This window comes from Micromonospora sp. ANENR4 (assembly GCF_015354395.1).
GTDB classification, from domain to species: Bacteria; Actinomycetota; Actinomycetes; order Mycobacteriales; family Micromonosporaceae; genus Micromonospora; species Micromonospora aurantiaca.
On record NZ_JADKYQ010000012.1, the window covers coordinates 215,549 to 238,039 of the forward strand.

The 22,491-nt window shown below is 72.4% G+C and carries 26 protein-coding genes and 1 tRNA gene; 12 read left to right on the forward strand and 15 right to left on the reverse strand.

The features are described from left to right. Positions 1-11: 11 nt before the first annotated feature. Positions 12-85, forward strand: a tRNA-Phe gene (locus IRY44_RS22270). Between the two features lie 63 nt (positions 86-148). Here IRY44_RS22270 and IRY44_RS22275 read toward each other — a convergent pair. Continuing rightward, positions 149-1,045, reverse strand: coding sequence for a LysR family transcriptional regulator (locus IRY44_RS22275; protein ID WP_194802183.1), 897 nt, complete (start codon positions 1,043-1,045; stop codon positions 149-151). 79 nt (positions 1,046-1,124) lie between these two features. Here IRY44_RS22275 and IRY44_RS31345 point away from each other — a divergent pair, with 79 nt between their 5' ends. Both IRY44_RS31345 and IRY44_RS22285 read left to right on the forward strand, forming a co-directional pair. Then, on the forward strand, positions 1,125-1,946 hold the full coding sequence (locus tag IRY44_RS31345) for an NAD(P)-dependent oxidoreductase (RefSeq protein ID WP_370584988.1): 822 nt from the start codon (positions 1,125-1,127) through the stop codon (positions 1,944-1,946). Further along, positions 1,946-2,356, forward strand: a complete 411-nt coding sequence (locus tag IRY44_RS22285) for a RidA family protein (protein WP_194802184.1) — start codon at positions 1,946-1,948, stop codon at positions 2,354-2,356. Before IRY44_RS31345 ends, IRY44_RS22285 begins: the two co-directional genes overlap by 1 nt. Positions 2,357-2,442: 86 nt before the next feature. Here the strand turns inward: IRY44_RS22285 and IRY44_RS22290 are convergent, their stop codons facing one another. Continuing rightward, a complete protein-coding gene (locus IRY44_RS22290; protein ID WP_194802185.1) occupies positions 2,443-2,880 on the reverse strand; it encodes an ArsI/CadI family heavy metal resistance metalloenzyme in 438 nt (145 codons plus the stop codon). Positions 2,881-3,070: 190 nt separating this feature from the next. Between IRY44_RS22290 and IRY44_RS22295 the strand changes: the two genes are divergently transcribed. After that, the gene (locus IRY44_RS22295; protein WP_194802186.1) at positions 3,071-3,814 is read left to right on the forward strand and encodes a hypothetical protein; all 744 of its coding nucleotides are present in this window, start codon (positions 3,071-3,073) and stop codon (positions 3,812-3,814) included. 2 nt (positions 3,815-3,816) lie between these two features. Next, the gene (locus IRY44_RS22300; RefSeq protein ID WP_194802187.1) at positions 3,817-4,176 is read left to right on the forward strand and encodes a transcriptional regulator; all 360 of its coding nucleotides are present in this window, start codon (positions 3,817-3,819) and stop codon (positions 4,174-4,176) included. Between the two features lie 80 nt (positions 4,177-4,256). Here IRY44_RS22300 and IRY44_RS22305 read toward each other — a convergent pair whose 3' ends face one another. Then, positions 4,257-5,210 carry a hypothetical protein gene (locus IRY44_RS22305; protein ID WP_194802188.1) on the reverse strand — a complete coding sequence of 318 codons (954 nt, stop codon included), beginning with the start codon at positions 5,208-5,210 and terminating at the stop codon, positions 4,257-4,259. Positions 5,211-5,465: 255 nt separating this feature from the next. On the opposite strand from IRY44_RS22305, the gene IRY44_RS22310 reads away from it, so the two are divergent. Continuing rightward, positions 5,466-5,978 carry an SRPBCC family protein gene (locus IRY44_RS22310; protein WP_194802189.1) on the forward strand — a complete coding sequence of 171 codons (513 nt, stop codon included), beginning with the start codon at positions 5,466-5,468 and terminating at the stop codon, positions 5,976-5,978. 6 nt (positions 5,979-5,984) lie between these two features. Here the strand turns inward: IRY44_RS22310 and IRY44_RS22315 are convergent, their stop codons facing one another. Beyond that, positions 5,985-6,689 (reverse strand): DUF2786 domain-containing protein, encoded by a 705-nt coding sequence (locus IRY44_RS22315; protein ID WP_194802190.1) that lies wholly within the window; start codon positions 6,687-6,689, stop codon positions 5,985-5,987. Positions 6,690-6,734: 45 nt separating this feature from the next. Beyond that, entirely contained in the window at positions 6,735-7,124 is a 390-nt protein-coding gene (locus IRY44_RS22320; protein WP_013283438.1) for a hypothetical protein, read from the reverse strand. Positions 7,125-7,290: 166 nt separating this feature from the next. Here IRY44_RS22320 and IRY44_RS22325 point away from each other — a divergent pair, with 166 nt between their 5' ends. Continuing rightward, positions 7,291-8,628, forward strand: a complete 1,338-nt coding sequence (locus tag IRY44_RS22325) for an ABC transporter substrate-binding protein (RefSeq protein ID WP_194802191.1) — start codon at positions 7,291-7,293, stop codon at positions 8,626-8,628. A gap of 63 nt (positions 8,629-8,691) precedes the next feature. On the opposite strand, the gene IRY44_RS22330 is transcribed toward IRY44_RS22325, so the two are convergent. Both IRY44_RS22330 and IRY44_RS22335 read right to left on the reverse strand, forming a co-directional pair. Next, positions 8,692-9,435, reverse strand: a complete 744-nt coding sequence (locus tag IRY44_RS22330; protein ID WP_194802192.1) for an enoyl-CoA hydratase/isomerase family protein — start codon at positions 9,433-9,435, stop codon at positions 8,692-8,694. After that, positions 9,432-10,289, reverse strand: coding sequence for a 3-hydroxyacyl-CoA dehydrogenase family protein (locus IRY44_RS22335; protein WP_194802193.1), 858 nt, complete (start codon positions 10,287-10,289; stop codon positions 9,432-9,434). Before IRY44_RS22335 ends, IRY44_RS22330 begins: the two co-directional genes overlap by 4 nt. 162 nt (positions 10,290-10,451) lie before the next feature. On the opposite strand from IRY44_RS22335, the gene IRY44_RS22340 reads away from it, so the two are divergent. Continuing rightward, entirely contained in the window at positions 10,452-10,739 is a 288-nt protein-coding gene (locus IRY44_RS22340) for a hypothetical protein (RefSeq protein WP_043327533.1), read from the forward strand. A gap of 39 nt (positions 10,740-10,778) precedes the next feature. Here the strand turns inward: IRY44_RS22340 and IRY44_RS22345 are convergent, their stop codons facing one another. After that, positions 10,779-11,555, reverse strand: coding sequence for a bifunctional 2-polyprenyl-6-hydroxyphenol methylase/3-demethylubiquinol 3-O-methyltransferase UbiG (locus IRY44_RS22345; protein ID WP_194802194.1), 777 nt, complete (start codon positions 11,553-11,555; stop codon positions 10,779-10,781). Between the two features lie 54 nt (positions 11,556-11,609). Between IRY44_RS22345 and IRY44_RS22350 the strand changes: the two genes are divergently transcribed. Beyond that, positions 11,610-11,987 (forward strand): PPOX class F420-dependent oxidoreductase, encoded by a 378-nt coding sequence (locus IRY44_RS22350; RefSeq protein WP_135242754.1) that lies wholly within the window; start codon positions 11,610-11,612, stop codon positions 11,985-11,987. Between the two features lie 91 nt (positions 11,988-12,078). On the opposite strand, the gene IRY44_RS22355 is transcribed toward IRY44_RS22350, so the two are convergent. Beyond that, entirely contained in the window at positions 12,079-12,288 is a 210-nt protein-coding gene (locus IRY44_RS22355) for a BldC family transcriptional regulator (protein ID WP_007073996.1), read from the reverse strand. Between the two features lie 256 nt (positions 12,289-12,544). Then, positions 12,545-13,384 carry a hypothetical protein gene (locus tag IRY44_RS22360; RefSeq protein WP_135242753.1) on the reverse strand — a complete coding sequence of 280 codons (840 nt, stop codon included), beginning with the start codon at positions 13,382-13,384 and terminating at the stop codon, positions 12,545-12,547. A 175-nt stretch (positions 13,385-13,559) separates the two neighbouring features. Between IRY44_RS22360 and IRY44_RS22365 the strand changes: the two genes are divergently transcribed. After that, on the forward strand, positions 13,560-14,642 hold the full coding sequence (locus IRY44_RS22365) for a Glu/Leu/Phe/Val dehydrogenase (RefSeq protein ID WP_194802195.1): 1,083 nt from the start codon (positions 13,560-13,562) through the stop codon (positions 14,640-14,642). A gap of 291 nt (positions 14,643-14,933) precedes the next feature. Further along, the gene (locus IRY44_RS22370) at positions 14,934-15,149 is read left to right on the forward strand and encodes a DUF3073 domain-containing protein (RefSeq protein WP_013283429.1); all 216 of its coding nucleotides are present in this window, start codon (positions 14,934-14,936) and stop codon (positions 15,147-15,149) included. A gap of 151 nt (positions 15,150-15,300) precedes the next feature. On the opposite strand, the gene amcA is transcribed toward IRY44_RS22370, so the two are convergent. The 5 genes from amcA to IRY44_RS22395 all read right to left on the reverse strand — a co-directional run bounded on the left by amcA (position 15,301) and on the right by IRY44_RS22395 (position 19,964). Continuing rightward, entirely contained in the window at positions 15,301-15,513 is a 213-nt protein-coding gene (gene amcA / locus IRY44_RS22375) for a multiple cyclophane-containing RiPP AmcA (RefSeq protein ID WP_135242751.1), read from the reverse strand. Next, entirely contained in the window at positions 15,494-16,585 is a 1,092-nt protein-coding gene (gene amcB, locus IRY44_RS22380) for a cyclophane-forming radical SAM peptide maturase AmcB (RefSeq protein WP_194802213.1), read from the reverse strand. Before amcB ends, amcA begins: the two co-directional genes overlap by 20 nt. A gap of 127 nt (positions 16,586-16,712) precedes the next feature. Further along, on the reverse strand, positions 16,713-17,867 hold the full coding sequence (gene purM / locus IRY44_RS22385) for a phosphoribosylformylglycinamidine cyclo-ligase (protein ID WP_013283426.1): 1,155 nt from the start codon (positions 17,865-17,867) through the stop codon (positions 16,713-16,715). A 57-nt stretch (positions 17,868-17,924) separates the two neighbouring features. Continuing rightward, positions 17,925-19,442 (reverse strand): amidophosphoribosyltransferase, encoded by a 1,518-nt coding sequence (purF, locus tag IRY44_RS22390; RefSeq protein ID WP_013283425.1) that lies wholly within the window; start codon positions 19,440-19,442, stop codon positions 17,925-17,927. Positions 19,443-19,610: 168 nt separating this feature from the next. Continuing rightward, positions 19,611-19,964: a sterol carrier family protein gene (locus tag IRY44_RS22395; protein ID WP_194802196.1), complete on the reverse strand. Its 354-nt coding sequence runs from the start codon at positions 19,962-19,964 to the stop codon at positions 19,611-19,613. A gap of 160 nt (positions 19,965-20,124) precedes the next feature. On the opposite strand from IRY44_RS22395, the gene IRY44_RS22400 reads away from it, so the two are divergent. Continuing rightward, the gene (locus IRY44_RS22400; RefSeq protein WP_194802197.1) at positions 20,125-22,437 is read left to right on the forward strand and encodes a carboxypeptidase-like regulatory domain-containing protein; all 2,313 of its coding nucleotides are present in this window, start codon (positions 20,125-20,127) and stop codon (positions 22,435-22,437) included. Positions 22,438-22,491 lie beyond the last annotated feature (54 nt).

The window sequence follows — 22,491 nt, forward strand, 5'->3', positions numbered from 1 at the left end:
CCGAGCACCACGGCCAGGTAGCTCAGTTGGTACGAGCGTCCGACTGAAAATCGGAAGGTCGGCGGTTCGACCCCGCCCCTGGCCACATAGCCTTTCGCCGGGCTACAGGAGCGCCGATCAGCGGAGACGCCGGTCGGCGTTCTGCTTTTCAGCCCAGGTGGGCCGCCTCCACCCGCAGATGCTCGAGGAAGTGCGTGACGGCCGGCGACGGCGTCCTGCCCCGCACGGTCGCCGCGAATATCTGCCGTACCGACTCGTCGTCCGGATGCAGGCGTAGCAGTGCGATGTCCGGCGGGGTTCCGCGTACCGCCAGGGCCGGAACCAGAGCCACCCCCAACCCGGCGGCGACGCATCCCAGCTTGCCGGTCCACTCGGCCGCGACGATGTCGACGCGCGGTGAGAAACCGCTGGGCAGGCTTGCCCGGAGCAGGCTGTTCTCCGCGGTGGCCGAGCCCACGACGAACGCGTCCTCGGCGAGGTCCGCCAGGCGCACCGAGCGGCGGTGCGCGAGCCGGTGGTCACGTGCGACCGCGACCAGGAGCCGCTCGTCGAGCAGATGTCGCAGGTCGAATCGTTCGCGGTCCAGTTCGCCCGTGGGCGAGGCGCTGACCACTGCCACATCCGCCTCCTCCGCGAGCAGGCGCTCCAGCAGTTGCGGCGTCACCCCCTCGACCAGCGACAGCGAGATCTCGGGGTGGTCCGAGCGGAACGACGCCATCGCCCGGGGTACGAGAGCCGCGAGAGCGGTCGGGAAGGCGCCCACACGCAGCCGCCCTCGGCCGAGCCCGCGCAGGTCGTCGAGGTCACGCCGGGCCGCGGCGAGCCGGTCGAGGACCGCCTCGGCGTGCGGGAGCAGCTCTCGTCCCTCCTCGGTGAGGGCGACGCCGCGGGGCAGCCGGTCGAAGAGCCGAGCGCCGATGTCGGCCTCCAGCGCGGCGATCTGCCGGGAGACAGCCGACTGGGTGAAGCTGAGGGCGCGGGCGGCGGTCGTGATCGAGCCGTGCCGCGCGACGGTGCGGAACACCTCCAGCAGCTGAGTCTCCATGCCAGGCATGTTAGTCACGCATGGCAGGCATGCGAGACATTCGTTTGTCGCATTGCCCCCACCGGCCTAGCGTTACCGCGTGAAGATCATCGCGGTTCTCGGGACCGGACACATGGGTACGCCGATCGCGCGCCGCCTCCTGGCCGGCGGCAACCGGGTCAGAGTGTGGAACCGCAGCCCGGAGCGTTCGGAGCCGCTCGCCGCGGCCGGCGCGACGGTGGCCGCGAGCCCGTCTGCCGCAGTCGACGGAGCCGACGTCGTCGTCATGCTCGCCGATGCCGGCGCGGTCGAGACGGTGCTGTTCGGGCCGGACGGCGCCGCCACCGCGCTCCGGCCCGGCACGGTCGTGGTGCAGATGTCGACGATCGGGCCGGACGAAGTCCGAGCAGTGGCCGGCCGGCTTCCGACGGGCGTCTCCCTCCTCGACGCCCCCGTCGGCGGCAGCGTCGACGCCGCCCGGGCCGGCACGCTGGCGATCTTCGCGGGCGGTCCCGCCGATGTCGTGGAGAGGGCAGCTCCGGTGCTGGAACAGCTCGGTTCGGTCCGTCACTGCGGCCCGATCGGCGCAGCCGCCGCCGTCAAGCTCGTCGCGAACACGGGCCTGGTGACGGCTGTCGCCGCGCTGCACGACGCGCTCGCTGTCGCCGCGGCGCTCGGTGTCGACAGGCAGACCGCCCTCGACGTGCTCGGCCGTGGGGCCCTCGCCGGCGCGGTCGGACGGGCCACCGCGCCGGGCGCCTCGTTCGCAGTCGCGTTGGCGGCGAAGGATGCGCGGCTGGCGCTGCGCCGTCCGGTGCCGGCCCCCGTGCTGGAGGCCGCCCTCGACCTGATGCAGGCCGCGCCGGACCAGGACGCGGATCTCTCCTCCCTCGTCTCAGCCGACTCTGCGAAGGGATGCTGATGCGCCTCACCCTGGACAACCCCGCACCCGTCGCGGCCCCGTTCGGCGACCGCTTCGCGCACGTCGCCCGGATCGATGTCGGCGGCGGGGCGCTGCTGATGCTCGCCGGACAGGTCGCCGTCGACGACGACGGCGAGGTGGTCGCTCCCGGAGACCCCGGCACCCAGGCCGAACGGATCTTCGAGATCGTGGGCGGCGTGCTCGCGGCGCACGGCGCGTCCTTCGACGACGTGCTGCACATCCGCACGTTCATGACTGACCTGGCTGACCTGCCGGCGTACGCGGCCGTCCGGCGCCGGCTCTTCCCTGGCACACCGCCGCCGGCGAGCACGACTGTCGAGGTCAGCAAGCTCTTCCTGCCCGGGGCCGTGCTCGAGGTCGAGGTCATGGCAGTGGTCCGGTCCCGCTAGGGCTCGACACTCAGGCGGCGTAGCTGAACCGTCGGGAAGGATCCCCACCGGCGGACACTCCGATGGGGATCCTTGCCGTATCCGGGTCAGACCGCGGCGGGCTGCTCGGCAGCGTCCGAGGCGCAGCAGGCGCTCTCGGTCGCCTTCTCCAGCTGCGGTGAGTCGGCCTTGACCGTGTAGACCTCCCACGGCTCGTCGCCGGGGCCGCGCACCCAGACCTTGTCCTGGAGCGCGTAGCAGCACTCGGTGTCGTTCTCCTCCAGCGTGATGAGGCCGGAGTCGGTGAGCCGACCGGTCGCGGCGCTCACCTCGTCGGTGGTGGCCACCTCGACCCCGAGGTGGTCCATCACCGTCGGCAGGCCGGGCTCACCTTCGAGGAGTACGAGCTTCAGCGGCGGGTTCTCCACCGCGAAGTTGGCGTAGCCGGGGCGGCGCTTGGCCGGCTCGACGCCGAACAGCTTGCTGTAGAAGGCCACGGAGCCTTCGAGGTCGGAGACGCGCAGGGCGAGCTGGACGCGGGACATGACTGACTCCCTGTCTAGATGTTCATCTAAGCATTCTCCACTCTGCCTCCTGTTTTGAAGCCTGTCAACCTAGAGGAATATCGAAACAAGCGCCCGCCGGTGGTGGCACCGACGGTCGAGCCCCCTTGCGCTATTAGGTTTGCAATGCAAACCTATTTGAGTCACAGCACATCGGCTGCCGGGAGGAACCATGCCGTCCGAGTCACCCCGCGACAGGGCCCAGGAGCTGCTCGCCTCGATGACCAACCTCCGTCGGCAGGCCCGGGCGGCTCGTCAGGCGTACTGGCTTCCGCTCCTGCTCTTCGGGGTGCTCATCGCGGCGGCCGCGCCGCTGTACGTCGAGTCGGCGGAACCAGCCCCGCTGCGCGCCGGGACCGACGGCCCTGCCCTGAGCGGTCTCGGCGGCGGCTTCCTGCAGAAGTCGACCGCGCTCGGCTGGTACTGGCTGGCCGCGCTCGTCGGCGGCTACCTGGCCGGCCTGGCGTGGTACCGCTGGCACGGCCGGCGAGCCGGCGTCCAGACCCCGACCCGGTCGTACGTCATCGCCGGCCTCGCGGGCACTCTCGTCGGCCTCGCCCTTCCGGTCGTCCTGGAGTTCCTGCTGTTCAACACCAGCGGGCCGGTGTGGGGCGGCACCAGTCGGCTGACCGGTCCGCTGCTCGGCCTCGCCAACCGGGGCATGCTGCCGCACCTCGTGATCGCCGTCGGCCTGGCGGTCCTCGCCCGCCTGGAACGCAGCCGGAGCCTGCGGGTCGTGGTCGGTCTCTACACCGTCGTGCTGGTAGCCGTGAACGCCTGGTTCCAGCTCTCCGACCTGCAACCGGGTGATCTGACCCGGTTCAGCTTCATGCTGGCGGCCGTGCTCCCGGCACCGGTCCTGCTGATCGGCGGGGGTCTGGCGCTCGCCGCCGCCAAGAAGCAGCACAATCGGTAGTCGTGAGCACCGTGGACGACCCTCGCGCGAGCGGGCCATTCCCGACGAACGGCCTCGACGACACGGTCCACCAGCGGCACCGGCTCGGCATCCTGACCATCGCCGCTGAAGGCGAGCGGGTGGAGGTCGCCTATCTCCGCCAGGCCCTCGAACTCACCGCGGGCAACCTGTCCCGGCACCTCACCGTGCTGGAGGAGGCACGCCTGATCGAGGTGGAGAAGGGCTACCACGGCCGTCGTCCGCGGACGTGGATCCGGATCACCCGGGAGGGCCGTCAGGCCCTGCACTCCGAGATCACCGCCCTCCAGGAGCTGCTCCGCCGCCACCAGCAGACCGCGCCGGACGACTCCCCACCCCCGTAACGCCCTCTCCTGCCCGACCGCCCCGGCCCCGCCCGGTGGGCGGGCGGCGGGCCCGGGAGTGCCGGGAGCGGGTGGGACAGTCAGGTTTGTGGGGGGCGGCGGTTCTGGGTGGGGCTGCCCTGGATCGCCTCCCAGACGCTTCGGCCGGCCTGCCGCAGTGCCTGCCCGGCCTGTCCCGCCAGTTGTGCCGCCTCGGCGGCTGCGCTCGCCGGCTGGCCGGAGCGCTCCGAGCCGCGCTTCTTCTCGGCGGGACGTTCCGCCGACGGGCCCGCCCCGGCGCCCTGCCCCGATCCGGCGGCACGCTCGGACTCCGGCTTCCCCTCCCGCCCGGCAACCGACGCCGGTGACGGCTCCGCCCGCCCGGAACCGGGCGGCGGCTCGGTCCGCTCGGGACTACTTCGCCGAGAACTACCACCAGCAGTACCTGGCGCCGACGAAGAACCCGGACGGCTCGGTGGTGGCGGCTCCGTCCGCGCCGGGCGCCGGGGCGGTTCGGGGGCCTCGATCGGGCCGGACACGGCCGGCCCCGTCCGATCGGCCACCGCCGGAGCGGCCCGGTCTGCCACCGCCGGACCGGTGCGCTCGACCACCTCGCCGGCTGCGGCCACCGTACGCCCGGTCTGGTCGACCACCGGCGCGGCGAGCCGGTGCACGTCGTCCAGGGTGACGCCGGCCGAGCGCGCCAGCGCGTCGATCAGCTGCGGGTTGCGGTCGATGGTGGTCAGCGCCCGGTCCAGGATCTGCACCAGCTTCTCCAGCCGTACCTTGAGCAGCGCCTCGGCGCTCACCCCGGTGATGTCCAGCTCGACGCCCTCCAGGTGCACCCGGACGCCGGCGTCGAGCTGGAGCAGGTTCGCCAGCCGGGCGCGCAGCGACAGGTCGGCGTCGAGCCCGTCCACCACGAGCCGGATCTCGTCGACGGTCAGTTCCGGCACGTCGAGCAGGACGTCCGGCTCCGGCTCGGGACCGGCCGGCGAGCCGGTCGGTTCGTCGCCGGGGTCCGGCACTGGTGCGGTGGCTCGGCTGTCGGTCATGCTGCCCGCTCTCCCATCGGTCCGGTCGGCGGCGCTTACCCGCTTTCCGGTACGGCATCCGTCGCCCACCCGCACCTCGCGGAAGCCCGCCCGCACCTCGCGGAAGCCCACCTGACCTCCCGGAAGCGCCGCCCGCGCCTTGCACAGAGCGCCTGTCCCACCACTCAGCGCTGTCGGGAAACGGTGTTCCCGGTGTCCGGAAGCGGGCGGAACGGAAGCTGCACACCGAGACATGAGCCGGTATGGTCCGGACCTATGGGACAGGAGATGGCCGATCCGGATGAGGTCCAGCAGGAATCCGATCGCTTCTCCCTCCGCAGCAGCCTGCTCGTCCCGGCGTCCGCCGAGCGGGCGTACGCCGTCTTCACCGGCGCGCTCGCCGACTGGTGGGTGCGTGAATACACCTGGTCCGGCCCGGAGGCGCTCGCCGCGCTCGGCATCGAGCCCCGGGCCGGCGGCATGCTCTACGAGATCGGCCCGTACGGCTTCCGCAACGACTGGGGCCGCGTGCTGACCTGGGATCCGCCGCGGCGCCTGGTGTTCACCTGGCAGATCGGCCCGGACCGGGTGCCGGTGCCGGATCCGGCGCGGGCCAGCGAGGTGGAGGTCCTGTTCCACGCCGAAGGTCCGGAGCAGACCCGGGTGGACGTCGAGCACCGCTACTTCGACAGGCACGGCACGGCGGCCGAGGGCTATCGCGAGGCGCTCACCGCGGGCTGGCACGAACTGCTCTGCCGCTATCTGGCAACGGTCGCCCGTACCGCCTGAGATCGGTCAGCCGGCGATACCGGGCGCCGCGCCGGTGCCGGCCACGCCGGTGCCACCGAGGTCGGCCCGGCGGCCGGCGTCCGCGCCGGAACCGAAGCCACCGCCCGCCAGCCGCCGTCGCGGGGCGGTGCGCAACCGGGGGTACGCCTCGGCGACCCGGCGCTGGACGCGATCGGAGCGGTCGGCGAGCACCAGAGCCGTGGAGGGTCCACCCGACTCCGCCACCGCCTTGCTCTCGGCAGCGCGCAGTCGTTCCGCGACGACGTACGCGAACCCGGCCAGCCAGGTACGCCGGAACGCCGCCGGATGCTCCCCGGCCGGTACGACGGCACCGGCGAGCCCGTGCGCGGCCTGCACGAGCAGCGAAGTGAACAGCAGTTCGACCCGTTCCAGGTCGCTGGCGAAGCCGAACAGGTGCATGACGAAGCCGCTGCCGTGCCGGCGGCGTACGCATCGGCACCGCAACGGTTCGGCGACCGCCGCGAGCAGGCCGGCCTTGTCCCGGGCGTACGGCGCGATCACCTCGACGGTCCGGTCACCGACCGGGTCGGCGGCCGGGTCGCGGGCGGCGAGCAGCGCCCGGTCGACGCCGTAGCGGGCGATCAGCTCGGTGGCCTTCGCCATGAAGGCGGCCGACTCGGCGGGGGTGCAGGCCGGGTCCTCCGCCTGGGCGAGGAGCTTGCGCACCTTGCTGAGCATCGCCTCGGACATGCACCCAGAGCTACCACAGTCGGGGCGCCTGGCCGCGCGCCGGGCTCAGTCCGAGCGGCTGCGCAGCGTGGCGATTGTCGACCCGGCGAGCGTGAGCAGGCAGTCGGGCAGCAGGCCGTCGGCTGCGGCCGCCCCGAACAGCGCCTCGCCGGTGTCCGCGTCGTCGTTGGCGCACGCGCTGACGAAACGGGCCACCCAGCGGGTGTCGTAGTCGGCCTGGTCGATGCCGGGGAAGTCGAGGGCGGCGCCGCCGCCCGGGGTGTCGTCGCCGAGCATGGTGGCGGCGAGGCACCACGCCACTCCGTACGCCCCGGCGAGGCCGGAGCGGTCCACCACCGCGTCGAACGTGCCCACCACGCCGGCGCCGTCCCCGGCGAGGGCGGAACGGAGCACGGCGGTCGCGTCGTCGAGCGTCTGCTGTGCTTCGTCGTTCACCCGCGGAACAGTATCGCCGGGGGTCAAGCGGTGACCCGGAAACGGCTCGTCGACCACGCAGAGTGATACCCGCAGTCGGGGTGCCGACGGAGCCGACTCCACAGTCCCGCGTGCCGCGTGAGCACGCTAAGGTGCGCAGCGGACCTTCGCCGGAGGAAGGACGACCATGCTGAGAACACGCACGTCGCGCGCGGCCCTGTCCATGGCCTGCGCGGCGCTTCTGCTCGCCACGAGCGCCTGCGGGAGCGACGAGCCGGAGGAAACGCCTGCCACCCAGGTACGCCTCTACGGCACCGACGGCAACATGCTCAATTCGTACCCCGCTGAGCTCAAGGACCGGGGAGACCTGGTGAACGGGATGAAGGGCACCACGCCCCTCACCCCACTGCCCGAGAGCTTCAAGGAACGACTACTCGCCGTAGACCCGAAGCTGGGTGACTTCCTCTACTCCGCCGAGTCGTACGACGCGGTGGTGATCAGCGCGCTGGCCGCCCAGCTCGCCGGCACCACCGCTCCGGCCGAGATCGCCAAGCAGATCGTCGGGGTGACCACCGGCGGTGAACGCTGCGACGACGTGTCGTCCTGCCTGGAGCTCGCCCGTGCGGGCCGGGACATCGAGTACCGGGGCGTGTCGCTGACCCGCGCCGGGTTCACCGACACCGGCGAGCCGGCCACCGCGAGCTACGGCACCATGCACTTCGACAACCAGAAGATCGACGACAGCAAGACCGAGTTCGTCGGCGCAGGTGAGGAGTCGGGGGCGAGCACGAAGGCCCCGCCGCGTGGGCGCAAGCTGCGCGACGGGAAGGCGAAGGACGCCCCGCTGGTCCTCGGCGGGCTGCTGCCGAAGACCGGTGACCTGGCGCTGGCGAACCCGCCGCTGGCGGCCGGCGCGGCGCTCGCGATCCGTGAGGTGAACGCCGCCGGTGGTGTGCTCGGCGAGCCGGTGAAGTGGATCGAGGGCGACGACGGCACCAACCCGGCGGTCGCCAAGGCCACCGTCGCCTCGCACGTCAGCAAGGGCGTGCAGGTCATCATCGGCGCAGGCGGCTCCGGCATCTCCCGGGCCGTGCTGCCGGACGTGGTCGCCGCCGGGCGGATCCTGTTCTCCCCGTCGAACACCGACGCGGGGCTGAGCGCCGTGGACGACAACGGCCTCTATTTCCGAACCGCGCCGCCGGACAGCCTCCAGGGCCGTGCGCTGGCCGACGTCATGCTCCGGGACGGGCCGCGCAAGATCGCGATCCTGGCCCGTAAGGACTCGTACGGCGAGGGCCTCCAGGAGAACGTCCGCTCGGAGCTGGAGAAGGCCGGCATCGGCGCGGACCGGATCAAGCTGCTGACCTACGAGCCGCCGGCCGACCCGAAGACGCCCGTCGACTTCAGCGGCACCGCCAAGGAGATCAAGGCGTTCGGACCGGAGGCGCTGCTGCTCATCGGCTTCGCCGAGTCCGCGCCGGCGATCACCGCGCTGGACGACGCGGGAGTCGACATCAAGCGCTGACGCGTACCGACGCGAAGGGCCGCACCGGAGACACCGGTGCGGCCCTCGTCGTCTCTCCCGGGCTCAGCGGGCCCGGCGCCGGTCCAGGAACTCGGTCATCCGCCGGTGCTTCTCCTCGTCCTCGAACAGCACCGCCTGGCTCAGCAGGTCGAGCTGCGGGTGCGCGGTCGCCGGGGCGTCCACTGCCATCTTGGTCAGCCGCAACGCCAGCGCGGAACCCTTCGCCATCTCGTCGAGCAGGCCGTGCGCGGTGGGCAGCAGCTCTTCCGGATCGGCCACCACCCGGTTCACCAGCCCGATCCGCAGCGCCTCCTCGGCGTCCACCCGCCGGCCGGTGAACAGCAGCTCCTTGGCCCGGGCCTCACCGATCAGCGCCGGCAGCCGGTAGGTCGCGCCGGCGCCGGCCAGGATGCCCAGCCGCACCTCGGGCTGGCCGAACACCGCGCGGTCCGTGCACACCCGGAGATCGCAGGCGTACGCCAGCTCGGCGCCGCCGCCCAGCGCCGGCCCGTCGACTGCCGCCACGGTGGGCATCGGCAGTGCCCGGATGCGGGCGAAGACACCCTGGTTGATGGCGGCCAGCGCGTCCAGCCGGCCGCGCTCGCGGAGCTGGGCGATGTCGGCGCCCCCGGCGAAGATGCCCGCCGTCCCGCCGGTGAGCAGCAGCAGCCGGGGACGCGCCTCCAGGTCGGCGCAGACCGCGTGCAGCTCGCCCACCAGGTCGGCGTCGATGGCGTTGCGCTTCTCCGGCCGGTCCAGGGTGACCACGAGCCGGTCCGGCAGCTCCTCGATCCGCAGCCCGCTCATTTCTTCTGGCCGTCCTTCCACGTGTAGAAGCCCTGCCCCGACTTCTTGCCCAGCTTCCCGGCGGCCACCATCTCGACGAGCAGCGGCGGTGGCGCGAAGCGGTCGCCGTACGCGGCCTGGAGCGTGCGCGCGATGTCGAGCCGCACGTCCAGCCCGACCAGGTCGGTCAGCTCCAGCGGGCCGATCGGGTGCCGGTAGCCGAGCACCATCGCCTTGTCGATGTCGGCCGGGCTCGCCACCTCGTCGGCCACCATCCGGATCGCCTCCAGGCCGAGCGTGACGCCGAGGCGGGAGGTGGCGAAGCCGGGCATGTCGCGTACGACGACGGGGTCCTTGCCCAGCCGGGCGGCGAGCGCGACGGCCGCCTCGGTCGTGGCCGGCGCGGTGGCCGGGCCGACCACGACCTCGAGCAGCGCCATCGCCCACACCGGATTGAAGAAGTGCAACCCGACGAAGCCGGCGGGCCGGTCCAGCCCGGCGGCCAGTTCGGCGATCGGGATGCTGGACGTGTTGCTGCCAAGCAGCGCCGGCCGGCGGCTCTCCGCCTCGCGCAGGACGGCACGCTTGAGGTCGAGCCGCTCGGGCACCGCCTCCACGATCACGTCGGCGCCCTCGGTCACCTCGGCGAGCCCGGCCCGGAGCGTGACGCGCTCACGGTTGGCGGTGGCGGCCTCCTCGGTCAGCTTGCCGCGCTGCACGCCCCGGTCCCACAGCTCGCCGAGCCGGCGCACGGCCTCGGCGCCCCGGGCGGCGTCGACCTCGACCAGTTCGACCGCGTACCCGGCGCCGGCCGCCACGTACGCGATGCCGAGGCCCATGGTGCCGGCCCCGACGACCACAAAACGACCACTCATCGATGTCCCCTCGCCGCGGCGGGGGCGCGCGGGGTCTCCGCCGTCGGGCCCGTCCGCTCGCTCGTTCCTGCATGCGACCCTATGCAGGGCCGGGCCGCCGGGATGCGTGGGGGCGGAGCGGACGGGGTAAGGACGGCCGTCAACGCCGAAGGAAGGAACGAGATGAGCCAGGCACCGGAGAGCGCGGAGAACACCGAGACGGTCGAGACCCGCGGCGACGAGCGGGTGGACCTGCTCCGCGCGGACACCAACAACGACGGCAAGACCGACGTGTGGGTGGTGGACACCGACGGCGACGGCAAGGCCGACCTGTTCCAGTTCGACACCGACGGTGACGGCAAGGTGGACATCACCATGGTGGACATCGACGAGGACGGCACGCCGGACGAGGTGGTCGACGGCGACGGCGGGCTGCCTCCGGAGCAGACCACCCCCACCGTCCAGGTCTGAGTGGTGCGGGGGAGCCGCCGGATCCCGGCGGCTCCCCGCTCACCGCAGCTCCAGCGTGGCGAGGTAGTAGGGATGGTCGGTGTCGTCCACGTCGGCCAGTCGCCACGCTGAACCGTGGACCAGCTCGGCGAACTCCTCCGGCGAGCAGACCAGGTAGTCGAACCAGGCGGTGCCCAGCAGCCGGTAGCGCAGCCGCAGCCGCAGTTGCCCGCCGATCCGGCCCCGCTGCCGGTTGCGCTCGTGGTAGGCGGTGTGCACCGGGTCGGTGGTCCCGTACGGGTCGGTGCCGTGGGCGATCACCCGGGCGCCGGGACGGGCCAGCGCGGCGAGCGCCGCGAGCATCGCCGGGGCGCGTTCCCGCCCCTCGAACAGTCCCAGGTTGTTGCCGAGCAGCAGGAACGTGTCGTACCGGTGGCCGTCGGCGGCGTGCTCGTCGACGGTGCCGTGCACCAGGTCGCGTACGCCCCGGTGCCGGCTGACCCGCAGCGCGCCGAGCGACGTGTCCAGCCCGGTGACCGGCACGCCGCGCTCCTGGAGGTGCAGCGCGATCCGGCCGGCGCCGACGCCGACGTCGAGCACGTGCCCGCGTACCCGGTCCACGGCCCGGTGGTCGTGCGGCTGCCACCGCTGCGGCGGGTCCAGGTAGTGCCCGGCGGGCGCGCCGTTGATCAGCCCGTCGTCGCGCTCGATGATCTCGATGACCGGGCGCGGCAGGCGACCGCCGGCCATCGGGCGCGGGCCGATCCCGGTGGCGACCGCGTACGCGTCGCGGATCATCTCGCCGAACACGTCGCCGATCTCGGGTTCCCCGGTCATGAGAGCACGCTATCCGGCGGTCGGCGGCACCCTGACCGCCGTATCCTTGGCGGCGTGACCGACCTGGACCGCCTGGCTGCGGAGAAGTACGTCCTGCTCACCACGTTCCGCAAGGACGGCCGGGCGGTGCCGACTCCGGTGTGGGCGGTACGCGACGGCGACGGGCTCGCGGTCTGGACGGTGGCCGACTCCGGCAAGGTGAAGCGCATCCGGCGCGACGGCCGGGTCACCGTGGCACCGTGCGACGTGCGCGGCCGGCCGCACGGTGAGGCGGTGCCGGGTCACGCGACGATCGCCGACCCGGAGAGCACGAACCGTGTACGGACGCTGCTCAAGCGGAAGTACCGGCTGATCGGCCGGCTGAGCCTGCTCGGCAGCCGGTTGCGCCGGGGTGAGCGCGGCACGGTGGGGCTGCGGATCGTGCTGGACTGAGCCGCACCCGACACGATCGAGCCCGGACACGATAAAGGGCGGCGCCGTGACGGCACCGCCCTTGATCGGAACGCCGGAGAACGCCGGTTCGTCAGTCTCCCTGGCGCTGCTGGGGGATCTGCCCCTGCAGCAGGGCCCGAACCTCCGACTCGCGGTAGCGGCGGTGACCGCCGAGGGTCCGGATGGCGCTGAGCTTGCCAGCCTTGGCCCACCGGGTCACCGTCTTCGGGTCGACACGGAACATCGACGCCACCTCGGCCGGTGTGAGTAGCGGCTCAGGTTCGTGCGTTCGCGATGCCATCGGGGTCACTCCTCCACATGTATAGACATCGGCCGGGGTCCCGCCGGCCGACGCGTCTCCCATGGTCCGGCTAGTCCCCGATGTCCGACATGGGCCGAACGGCTGAAGGTCCCTAGACGGACGGATGAACCATGCCCGATTTTTACGACTTTTATGCCGCAGAAAGTACCTTATTCGGACTCATGATCACGGTTCGTGATGCATTAGCTACGAGACACTCTCGTGTCCAAGGCCACTTAGCAGGGCAAACCGGGCGTCAGTTGCACCGTTCGAGCAGCTGCACCGCGCGCCAGCGGGCGACCAGCTTGTCGTACGCGGCGGACGCCTCCTCGGCCTCGCCCCGGCCCAGTCCGGACAGTCCGGCGGCCACCAGATCGGTCGAGTCGTCGGCTTCGAGCGTCTCGTCCGGCAGCAGCTGCACCAGGCCGCCGTAGTCCAGTTCGACCACCGAGCGCGGGTGGAACTCCTCCAGCCACCGGGCCGCCTCCTCGACCGCCTCGGTGATCGGCGCCTCGCCGATCGACTTGCGCAGCACCGACAGCGCCCGGGACGCGCGGCGGCGCGCCTTGGAGATCTCGGTGCGGTAGCGCAGCGCCCGCCGCCCCGGATCGGTGACCAGGTGCCGCTCACCGGCCTCGAACAGCACGAACCAGCGCAGCGGCACGCCCCAGGTGGCGATCTGCTCGTGCACCCGGGGCACCCCGTGCTCCAGCACCCGGGCGCCGCTGCGCCAGTCCTCCACCACGGCCTTGGCCTGGCCGGCGAGCACCGGCGGCACGAACGCGTCGGCGAGCACCGAGGGCACGCCGTCGCGGGCGCTCAGCGCCGCCTCGGCGACCCGGATGCGCAGGTTCCACGGGCAGACCAGCAGCGCGTCGTCGGACTCCAGGACGTACGCCTCGTCGGGCAGGTCGGGCAGCCGGGTCCAGCCGGCGCCGAGCGCCTCGATCACCGCGGTCCGCTGCCGTACCGGCCCCTCCAGCGGAGCTATCGCACGACCCTCGCTGACGTACCGGCGCCAGTACGACTGCCGATCCCGGTCGAAGGCGGTCAGCGGCTCGTACACGCGCAGGTATGAAGCGAAGAGCGACGGCACGGCGCGATCCTCCCACGAGACGGGACCGCCCGTCGCCGCCCTCGGGCCCGTGGCGTGACATGCGCGACAGTACGGTTCGGGCCGATATTAGGCTCAACGACACCGGCAGCATCCCGCCGGCGTGCCACCCGGGTTCCGCGCCCCACAAGGGCGCACACCGACACAGGAGTCAGCCATGGGCGTATTCGCCAGTACCGACGACCCCGTCTCCACGGGGCATGAGCAGGTCGTGTTCTGCCAGGACAAGCAGTCCGGCCTGAAGGCGATCATCGGGATCTACTCGACCGCGCTGGGCCCCGCGCTCGGCGGCACCCGGTTCTACCCGTACGCCAGCGAGGCCGACGCCCTCGCCGACGTGCTCGACCTCTCGCGCGGCATGGCCTACAAGAACGCCCTGGCGAACCTCGACCTCGGTGGCGGCAAGGCGGTCATCTGGGGTGACCCCGACCAGATCAAGAGCGAGGCGCTGCTGCGCGCGTACGGCCGCTTCGTCGAGTCGCTCAACGGCCGCTACTACACCGCCTGCGACGTGGGCACCTACGTGGCGGACATGGACGTGATCGCCCGGGAGACCCGCTACGTGACCGGCCGCAGCGTGGAGCACGGCGGCGCGGGCGACTCCTCGATCCTCACCGCCTGGGGCGTGTTCCAGGGCATGCGGGCCGCCGCCGAGCACGTCTGGGGCAGCCCGACGCTGGCCGGGCGCCGGGTCGGCGTGGCCGGGCTGGGCAAGGTCGGCAAGTACCTGACCGCCCACCTGCTCGACGACGGCGCCGAGGTCGTGGCGACCGACGTCAGCCCGCGGGCCCTGGAGTGGGCGCGCACCACCCACCCGCAGGTCACCCTGGTCGACGACACCGCGGCGCTCGTCGCCTCCGACATCGACGTGTACGCCCCGTGCGCCCTCGGCGGCGCGCTGAACGACGACACCGTGCCGGTGCTGCGGGCGAAGGTGGTCACCGGGGCGGCGAACAACCAGCTCGCCCACCCGGGCATCGAGAAGGTGCTCGCCGACCGGGGCATCCTCTACACGCCGGACTACGTGGTGAACGCCGGTGGCGTGATCCAGGTGGCCGACGAGATCGAGGGCTTCAACTTCGACCGCGCCAAGCTGCGCGCGACCCGGATCTTCGACACGACCCGGCAGATCCTCCAGCTCGCCGACGACGAGGGCGTGCCGCCGGCGGTCGCCGCGGACCGGCTCGCCGAGCGGCGGATGGCCGAGGTCGGCCGGCTGCGGACGATCCATCTGCGGTGAAGCTCACCTCCGGGGGCGGGGCGGCGCTCCTCCCCCGGAGGCGGTGCGCGTTAAGCTGATCCTCGGGCTTGTTCGTGCCGGTTTGTCCGGTGTCACGGCCAGCCCCGGGGCTTACCCCTTACCCGGTACACTTTGTGACAGCTGGACCACCGCGACGCGCAGGTCCGGTCGACGGTGACCCGAGGTGCCGAACGATGGCATCCCCATGTACCGTAAGAGCCACGAGAGATGCCTGACGTCATCGGGGCCCGCCTTCGGGCTGCCCCGCATTCTGTGCGAGGGGGTCGAGCCATGGGGCGCGGCCGTGCTAAGGCCAAGCAGACGAAGGTGGCCCGGGAGTTGAAGTACCACTCCCCGAACACCGACCTAACCGCCTTGCAGCGCGAACTGGCGGGTAGTGGAAAGTCTGAGCACAACTTCGACGACGACTACAAAGAGTATGTCGACGACGATGACGAGGACCACGCGGACGACGACCCGGATACCTGGGCTCGTCCGACCCGCTGACCTCCGGTCACATCTGAGCACGCGGTAACCCCCGCGTGCTCACGCATGTGCTCTGCTGAGCCGGCGTACGACCGACGATCAGGGACCTGCCGGCGCTCCGGGGCGCCCCGCTCCGACGCGCCGGCAGGTCCTTGATCGCGGAACCGTCCCCTCAGCGCGGCCGGTTGTTCCAGTTGTAGAACGTCGGGATGTTCTCGAAGTGGTTCCACGCGCAGACCGCGTCGGCGCCGTCACCGCCTGACACCTCCGCCCGCAGCAGCCGCGCCGCCTCCGCCTCGTGGAGCAGAGCGGTAAGCCCCGCAGCGGCGTCCCGCACCCGGTCGGCGACCGCCTCCCGGTCGGTGTCACTGATGGTCTCGGGCATGCTCCAACACTCCCTCCAGTAGGCGGATCTTGCTGTTACGGCAGTGCTCGGTCTCCGTACCGTCGAAACGCCCCAGCTCGAAGTAACGGTTGGCGGCGTGCCCACCGCCGCAGAACCCGAAGTACGCACAGGACGCCCGGCACGCCTCCACGCCGGCGACGAACTCGCCCACCCACGGCGTACCGGCCGCGCCGGCGAGGATGTCCCCCAGCGGCGTGGTGAGCACGTTCCCGCTGGCGAAGTCGCCGTACCGGGGGTCGGTGAAGCCGGCCAGCTCCGGCGAGAGCACCACCACCGAACCGTCGTGCCCGACCGTCGGAATCGGGTCGAGGCTGCGCGGCAGCAGGTCGTCGGCGGTGCCGGCCAGCACCGCGCCCGCGTACCGCAGCGACCACTCCACCTCGCGCAGGTGGATCCGGGGATCCCGGCGCCAGGCCGCCACCAGCTCGGCCCAGAACCCGGTGACCGCGCCCTCGTCGCGCGCGTTCGTCCGGGTGTTGACGCCCTCGGTCTCCTCGATGTTGACGCCGAGCACGTCGCAGCCCAGGTCGAGGAAGTAGTCGTACAGCTCGGTCGCCAGGCCCGGCTCCGGCCGCGACACCACCGCGAGCGCCGAGAACGGCAGGCCGTGGCGACGCAGCGCCGCCACACCCGCCACGATCCGGTCGTACGCGGGCCGCCCGCCCCGGGTGACCCGCTCGCCGTTGCGCGCCCGCGGCCCGTCCACGCTGACGCTCACCCGCACCCGGTGCTCGGCGAAGAACGCGCACCACGCGTCGTCGATCAGCGTGGCGTTCGTCTGCACGTGGTGCTCGACGTCCGGCCCGAACGGCGCCAGCAGCGCGGCCAGGTGCTCCCGGCCGGCCGCGAGCGGCTCGCCGCCGTGCCAGACGACGGAGAAGCGACCGCCCACCGCCCACGGGTTCACCGATGCCGCCACCGCCTCGGCGACGGCCACCGGCATCCGCCTGTCGACCGCCCGGAACGGGAGGTAGCAGTAGGCGCAGTCGAGGTTGCACAAGGTCGTCGGCTGCATCACCACGTACGACGGGACGGCGGCGATGCCCCGCATCCCTTCGGGTGCGCGCGCAGCCATCAGCACCTCCCCCGCCTGCCTGAAAACCGAACCTCCAGGCTAGGCCGCGGCGACCGCTCGGGTGAACCCCCGATCACGTGCCCGGCCGATCGGCGCAGGGTGATCAGCCTCGGGTGTGCTGTCCGACCATCTGCACGTTGCCGGACCCCTCGATGATCTCGCCGGCCTGCCAGGCGTCCACGCCCCGGCCGGTCAGGGTGGCCAGCGCGCGGTCGGCGTCCTCGGCGGAGACGATCGCGAACATGCCGACGCCCATGTTGAACGTGGCCTCCATCTCCGGGTCCTCGATCCGGCCCTTGGACTGGATCAGGTCGAAGATCGGCTGCGGCTTCCAGGTGGAGCGGTTCACCACCGCGTCGACGTGCTCGGGCAGCACCCGGACCAGGTTGCCGGGGATGCCGCCGCCGGTGACGTGGGCCAGCGCCCGCACCTCGGCCTCGGCGATCAGCTTGAGGCAGTCCTGGGCGTAGATCTTGGTCGGGGTGAGCAGCTCCTCGCCCAGCGTCCGCTGGCGGCCGAAGTCGTCGATCACCACGTCCAGCCGCATCCGGCCGGCGCCGAGCAGCACGTGCCGGACCAGGGAGTAGCCGTTGGAGTGCAGGCCGGACGAGCGCATCGCGATCACCACGTCGCCCACCTCGACCCGCTCCGGGCTGAGGATCTCGCTCTCCTCGACCACGCCGACGCCGGTGGCCGAGATGTCGTACTCGTCGGGGCGCAGCACGCCCGGGTGCTCGGCGGTCTCGCCACCGAGCAGCGCGCAGCCGGCGTACCGGCAGCCGTCCGCGATGCCGGCGCCGATCTCGGCGACCTTGTCCGGCACGACCTCGCCGGTGGCGATGTAGTCGAGCAGGAACAGCGGCTCGGCGCCGCAGGCCACCAGGTCGTCGACGACCATCGCGACCAGGTCGATGCCGACCGTGTCGTGGATGTCGAGCTGCTGGGCGATCACCAGCTTGGTGCCCACGCCGTCGGTCGAGGACGCCAGGATCGGGTTCTTGTACTTCTTCGTGTCCAGCCGGAACAGGCCGGCGAAGCCGCCCAGGTCGCCCATGACCTCGGGGCGCCGGGTCTCCTTGACCTTGGACTTGAGCAGCTCGACAGCGCGGTCGCCCGCCTCGATCGACACCCCGGCGTCGGCGTACGAGACCGAGCGTTTGCGCTGCGTCCGGCCGGACCCCGCCGACCAGGGCTGGCGGTCGCCGCCGGCGCCCGTCGGGCTGGATCCTGCGCCGCTGCGCTCGGACACGTGCGTCACGGTTCTCCCCTTTGTGGTTCCCGCGAGCCCGGAGCGGCCGGACCCGCGTCGGTGGTGCTACGGGTGGTGGGTCGGTGTGGCGACGAGCGGACCGGTCGGCCCGGCCGCCTCGGCGGCGACCCGGCGTCCCACTCCTTCGAGCACGTGCTTGCCGATCAGGTTCCCGGCCGGCAGTTCGATCGGGTACTCCCCATCGAAGCACGCCCGGCAGAGCCGGCTCTTCGGCTGCTCGGTCGCGGCGATGAGACCGGGCAGCGATACGTAACCGAGCGAGTCGGCGCCGATGGACCGCCGGATGCCGTCGTTGTCGAGCCCGTTCGCGAGCAGCTCGGCGCGGGTGGCGAAGTCGATGCCGTAGAAACAGGGCCAGCTCACCGGCGGCGAGGAGATCCGGACGTGGACCTCCAGCGCGCCCGCCTCGCGCAGCAGCCGGACGATCGCCCGCTGGGTGGTGCCCCGCACGATCGAGTCGTCCACCACGACCAGGCGCTTGCCGCGGACGTTCTGGCGCAGCGGGTTCAGCTTCAGCCGGACGCCGAGCGCGCGCAGCGTCTGCGAGGGCTGGATGAACGTGCGCCCGACGTACGGGTTCTTCATCAGGCCCTGGCCGTAGGTGATGCCTGATTCCTCGGCGTAGCCGATCGCGGCCGGCGTGCCGGACTCCGGCACCGGGATCACCAGGTCGGCCTCGACCGGGTGTTCCTTGGCGAGCTGGCGGCCGATCTGCACCCGCGCGGCGTGCACGTTGCGACCGGCGATGGTGGCGTCCGGCCGGGCGATGTACACGTACTCGAAGAGACAGCCCTTGGGCTCGGGCGAGGCGAACCGGCTGGACCGCAGCCCGTTCTCGTCGATGGCGATCAGCTCGCCCGGCTCGACCTCGCGGACCACGCTCGCGCCGACGATGTCCAGCGCGGCGGTCTCGCTCGCCACCACCCAGCCGCGTTCGAGGCGGCCGAGCACCAGCGGGCGTACGCCATGCGCGTCACGCGCCGCGTAGAGCGTCGACTCGTCCATGAAGACGAAGCTGAACGCGCCCCGCAGCTGCGGCAGCACCTCCAGCGCGGCCGCCTCGACCGACAGGTCGGGCCGGCTCGCCAGCAGCATGGTGACCAGCGAGGTGTCGTTCGTCGAGCCGTCCGAGTCGAGCCCCCGCACGGCGGCCTCGCGCTGCAACTCGGCGGTGTTCACCAGGTTGCCGTTGTGCGCCAGGGCGATGGTGGTGCCGGCGGTCGTGGCGCGGATCGTCGGCTGGGCGTTCTCCCAGGTCGAGCCGCCGGTGGTGGAGTAGCGCGCGTGCCCGATCGCGACGTGCCCGCGCAGGCTCGCCAGCGTCGGCTCGTCGAACACCTGGGCGACCAGGCCGAGGTCCTTGTAGACCACGACACCGGAGCCGTCACTCACCGCGATGCCCGCGGCCTCCTGACCGCGGTGCTGGAGGGCGTAGAGCCCGAAGTAGGTGAGGTTGGCGACCTCTTCACCCGGCGCCCAGACGCCGAAGACGCCGCACGCGTCCTGTGGGCCGGGTCGCTGGGGGTCAAGGTCGTGGCTCAGCCGGCCATCGCCTCGGGGCACCTGCCGCTCCCTCGCAGTGGGGTCTGGACTGGCCTGGCGGAGTCAGGGGGGCAGCTCCGCACACATGGGCCGGGACCGTCGTCGGCTCTCAGTGTACGCGACCAGCAGTCGACACCGACAGTCACGAAGCGTCCGCTCAGCGTGAGCAGAGTTTGCGCTGCTTGATGCCTAAACAGGGAGGTACGGGGAGAGGTCAGCCCGATTTCCGGAAACCCGGACGCGACCCTCAGTGACCGTTTCCGCCCATCCCCGGCGCCCGGTGGCGACCGCCAGCCAGGTCGCCGGATCCATCTCCACCACGTTCGGCGGCGTGCCGCGGGTGTGTCGTGGACCACTCACGCACTGGACCGCACCGTAGGGTGGGACGCGCACCTCCACCGATCGGCCGGGGGCGCGATCCGCGAGGGCAGCCAAGAGGGTCCGGACCGCCTCCCGGAGCACCGGCCGTTCGGGCGTACGCCCCTCGTCCAGCGCCGCCAGGGCGGCGAGTACCGCTTCGGAATAAGCGTGCGGAGAGGACACGACGGGACGATACGACCCGGCAGAAGGCCGTCCGACGGCGGCCCTGGGTAGAGATGATCCGGTCAGACAAGGCATAGTTGCCGACGGCGTTATTCGTACCGTGAGTGATCAACCTCGGCCGAACGGCCGGCGGGGCGATCAGACCCGGAAGGCGGTGGACGTGTCAACACACCGACGTGCCTGGAAGCAGCGGGCCGGTGTGGTCGTAGCGCTGGTCTTCGGCGCCCTGCTCACCGTCCCCGCAGCTCCCGCCTTCGCCGCCAACGTCAGCGTCTCTCCGGGATCGATTACGGTCAACGCCGGTAGCGACGCGACCGTGAGCGTCCAGGTCACTCCCGGCGACGGCGACGAGAGCGCGGAGATCGGCCTGACCGGCCTGCCGTCCGGCGTCAGCTGTGCCTCGGGCTGCGGTCAGATCAACTTCCCGCCCGGGAACAACAGGCCGCGGACGCAACTGCTCACCATCCGCGCCAACGACAACGCGCAGGACGCCAACGCCTCGGTCACGGTGCAGGTCCGGCCCAACAACTCCGACCCGGCCACCGGCAACTTCCAGCTCGCGGTCAAGGGCAAGGTCGAGGCGCCGCAGCAGCCGCAGACCGTCAAGACGGTGTCCGGCAAGGTGGTGAACGCCGACGGCGATCCGATCGAGGGCGCCCTGGTCATGCTCCGCGACAGCGCGGGCAAGGAACGCCGCACCAACACCAGCGGCAACGGCAACTTCAGCTTCAGCGGCTCCGAGTCCAACCCGATCGCGCCCGGCCGGATCGACCTCGGCGCCTCCACCGACGGCGCCTCGCCGGTCGCCCGGTCGATAAACGCGAACGCCGGCCAGTCGGTGACCGGCGTCCGGCTCAGCATCCAGCTGAAGGCGTCGGCGAGCCCGAGCGCCAGCCCGTCGGCGAGTGAGTCCGCCCCGCCGTCCGAGGAGCCGCTCGACGAGGAGGCGACCGACACCCCGTCGGCCGAGGCGCCCGCCGCGCAGCAGCCGGCCGCGAACGAGGATTCCGGCGGCTTCGGCTCCTGGCTGCTCATCCTGCTCGGCGGCCTGTTCGTCGCCGTCGGCGTGGGCACCATCGTGCTGCTCTACATGCGCCGCAAGAACGAGGGCGACGACGGTGACGGCGACGGTCCGGGTGGGCCGGCCGGTCCGGGTGGTCCCGGCGGGGCCGGTGCGATCCCGGGCGCCCGGGGCGCCTACCACGGCACCGACGACCAGACCCGGGTGGTGAACGGGATGGGCGCCGGGCCGGCCGCGACGATGGTCGGCGGCCCCTCGATCAGCGACGCCCCCACCATGCTCCAGCGGCCGGTCGTGGACGACGTCCCGCCGGACCCGTACGGCGCGCCGCCCGGCCCGGCGTACGGCGCAGGTGGCGGCCAGGGCGGCTACGGCTACGGCGACGACGCAGCGGGCCAGGGCGGTTACGGCGGCGCGGGCGGCTACGGCAACGCGCCCTCCTCGGGCGGCGGCTACGGCAACGGCCCCTCCTCCGGTGCCGGCTACGGCAACGGCCCGTCATCCGGTGCCGGCTACGCCGCAGGCGCGGCGGCGGGCGCGGCCGGCTACGCGGCCCAGGGCGGCGGCTACGGCAACGAGCGCTTCGACGAGCCCACCGGCCGCTACACCGGTGACAGCACGCAGTACGCGCCGGCGGCCGACCCGTACCCGACCAGCACCTACCAGCCGGAGCAGGACCGCGGCGGCTACGACCAGGCCGGCTCGGCCCCGTACGGCCGCAGCCCGGAGCAGGGCGACGGTTACGGTGCGGCCGGTGGCTACGGCGGTGCCGCGTCGGGCGGCTACGACAACGGCGCGACCGGCGGGTACGACAGCGCCCGCCCGCAGGGCGGGTACGGCGAGCCCACCGGCGCCTACGGCAACGCCGCCGGTGGGGGCTACGGCGACAACCCGACCGGCGGGTACGGCGACGCCCCGGGCTACGGCGGCGGTCGCGCGGCGGGCGGCGGCTACGGCGACGCGCCGACCGGCGGGTACGACAGCGCCCCCGCCGGCGGCTACGGCGACGCCCCGGCCGGCGGCTACGACAGCACCCGGCAGCAGGGCGGATACGGCGACGCGCCCGCGGGCGGCTACGACAACCCCGGTGGCTACGACAGCCGGTCCCAGGGCGGCTACGACAGCGGCGCGACAGGTGGCTACGACAACGGCCGTCAGCAGGGCGGATACGGCGACGCGTCGGCCGGTGGCTACGGCAACACCGGTGGCGGTTACGACGGTGGCCACCAGTCCGGCGGCTACGGCCAGCAGGGCGGCGGATACGGCGACGGCTACGGCCAGGCCCCGCAGGGCGGTTACGGCCAGCAGGGCGGATACGGTCAGGAGCCGCCGCAGCAGCGCGCGGGCGGCTACGACAACGGCTACCCCAACGACCCGGCGCAGGCTGGTCGCGCCCGCCCGGACGGGCAGGCGGACCGGAGCGGACGACGCCTCGACTGGCTGGACGACTGACCGGCACCAGATGTGAGAACTGTGGCCGTCCGCGAACAGCGGGCGGCTACAGTC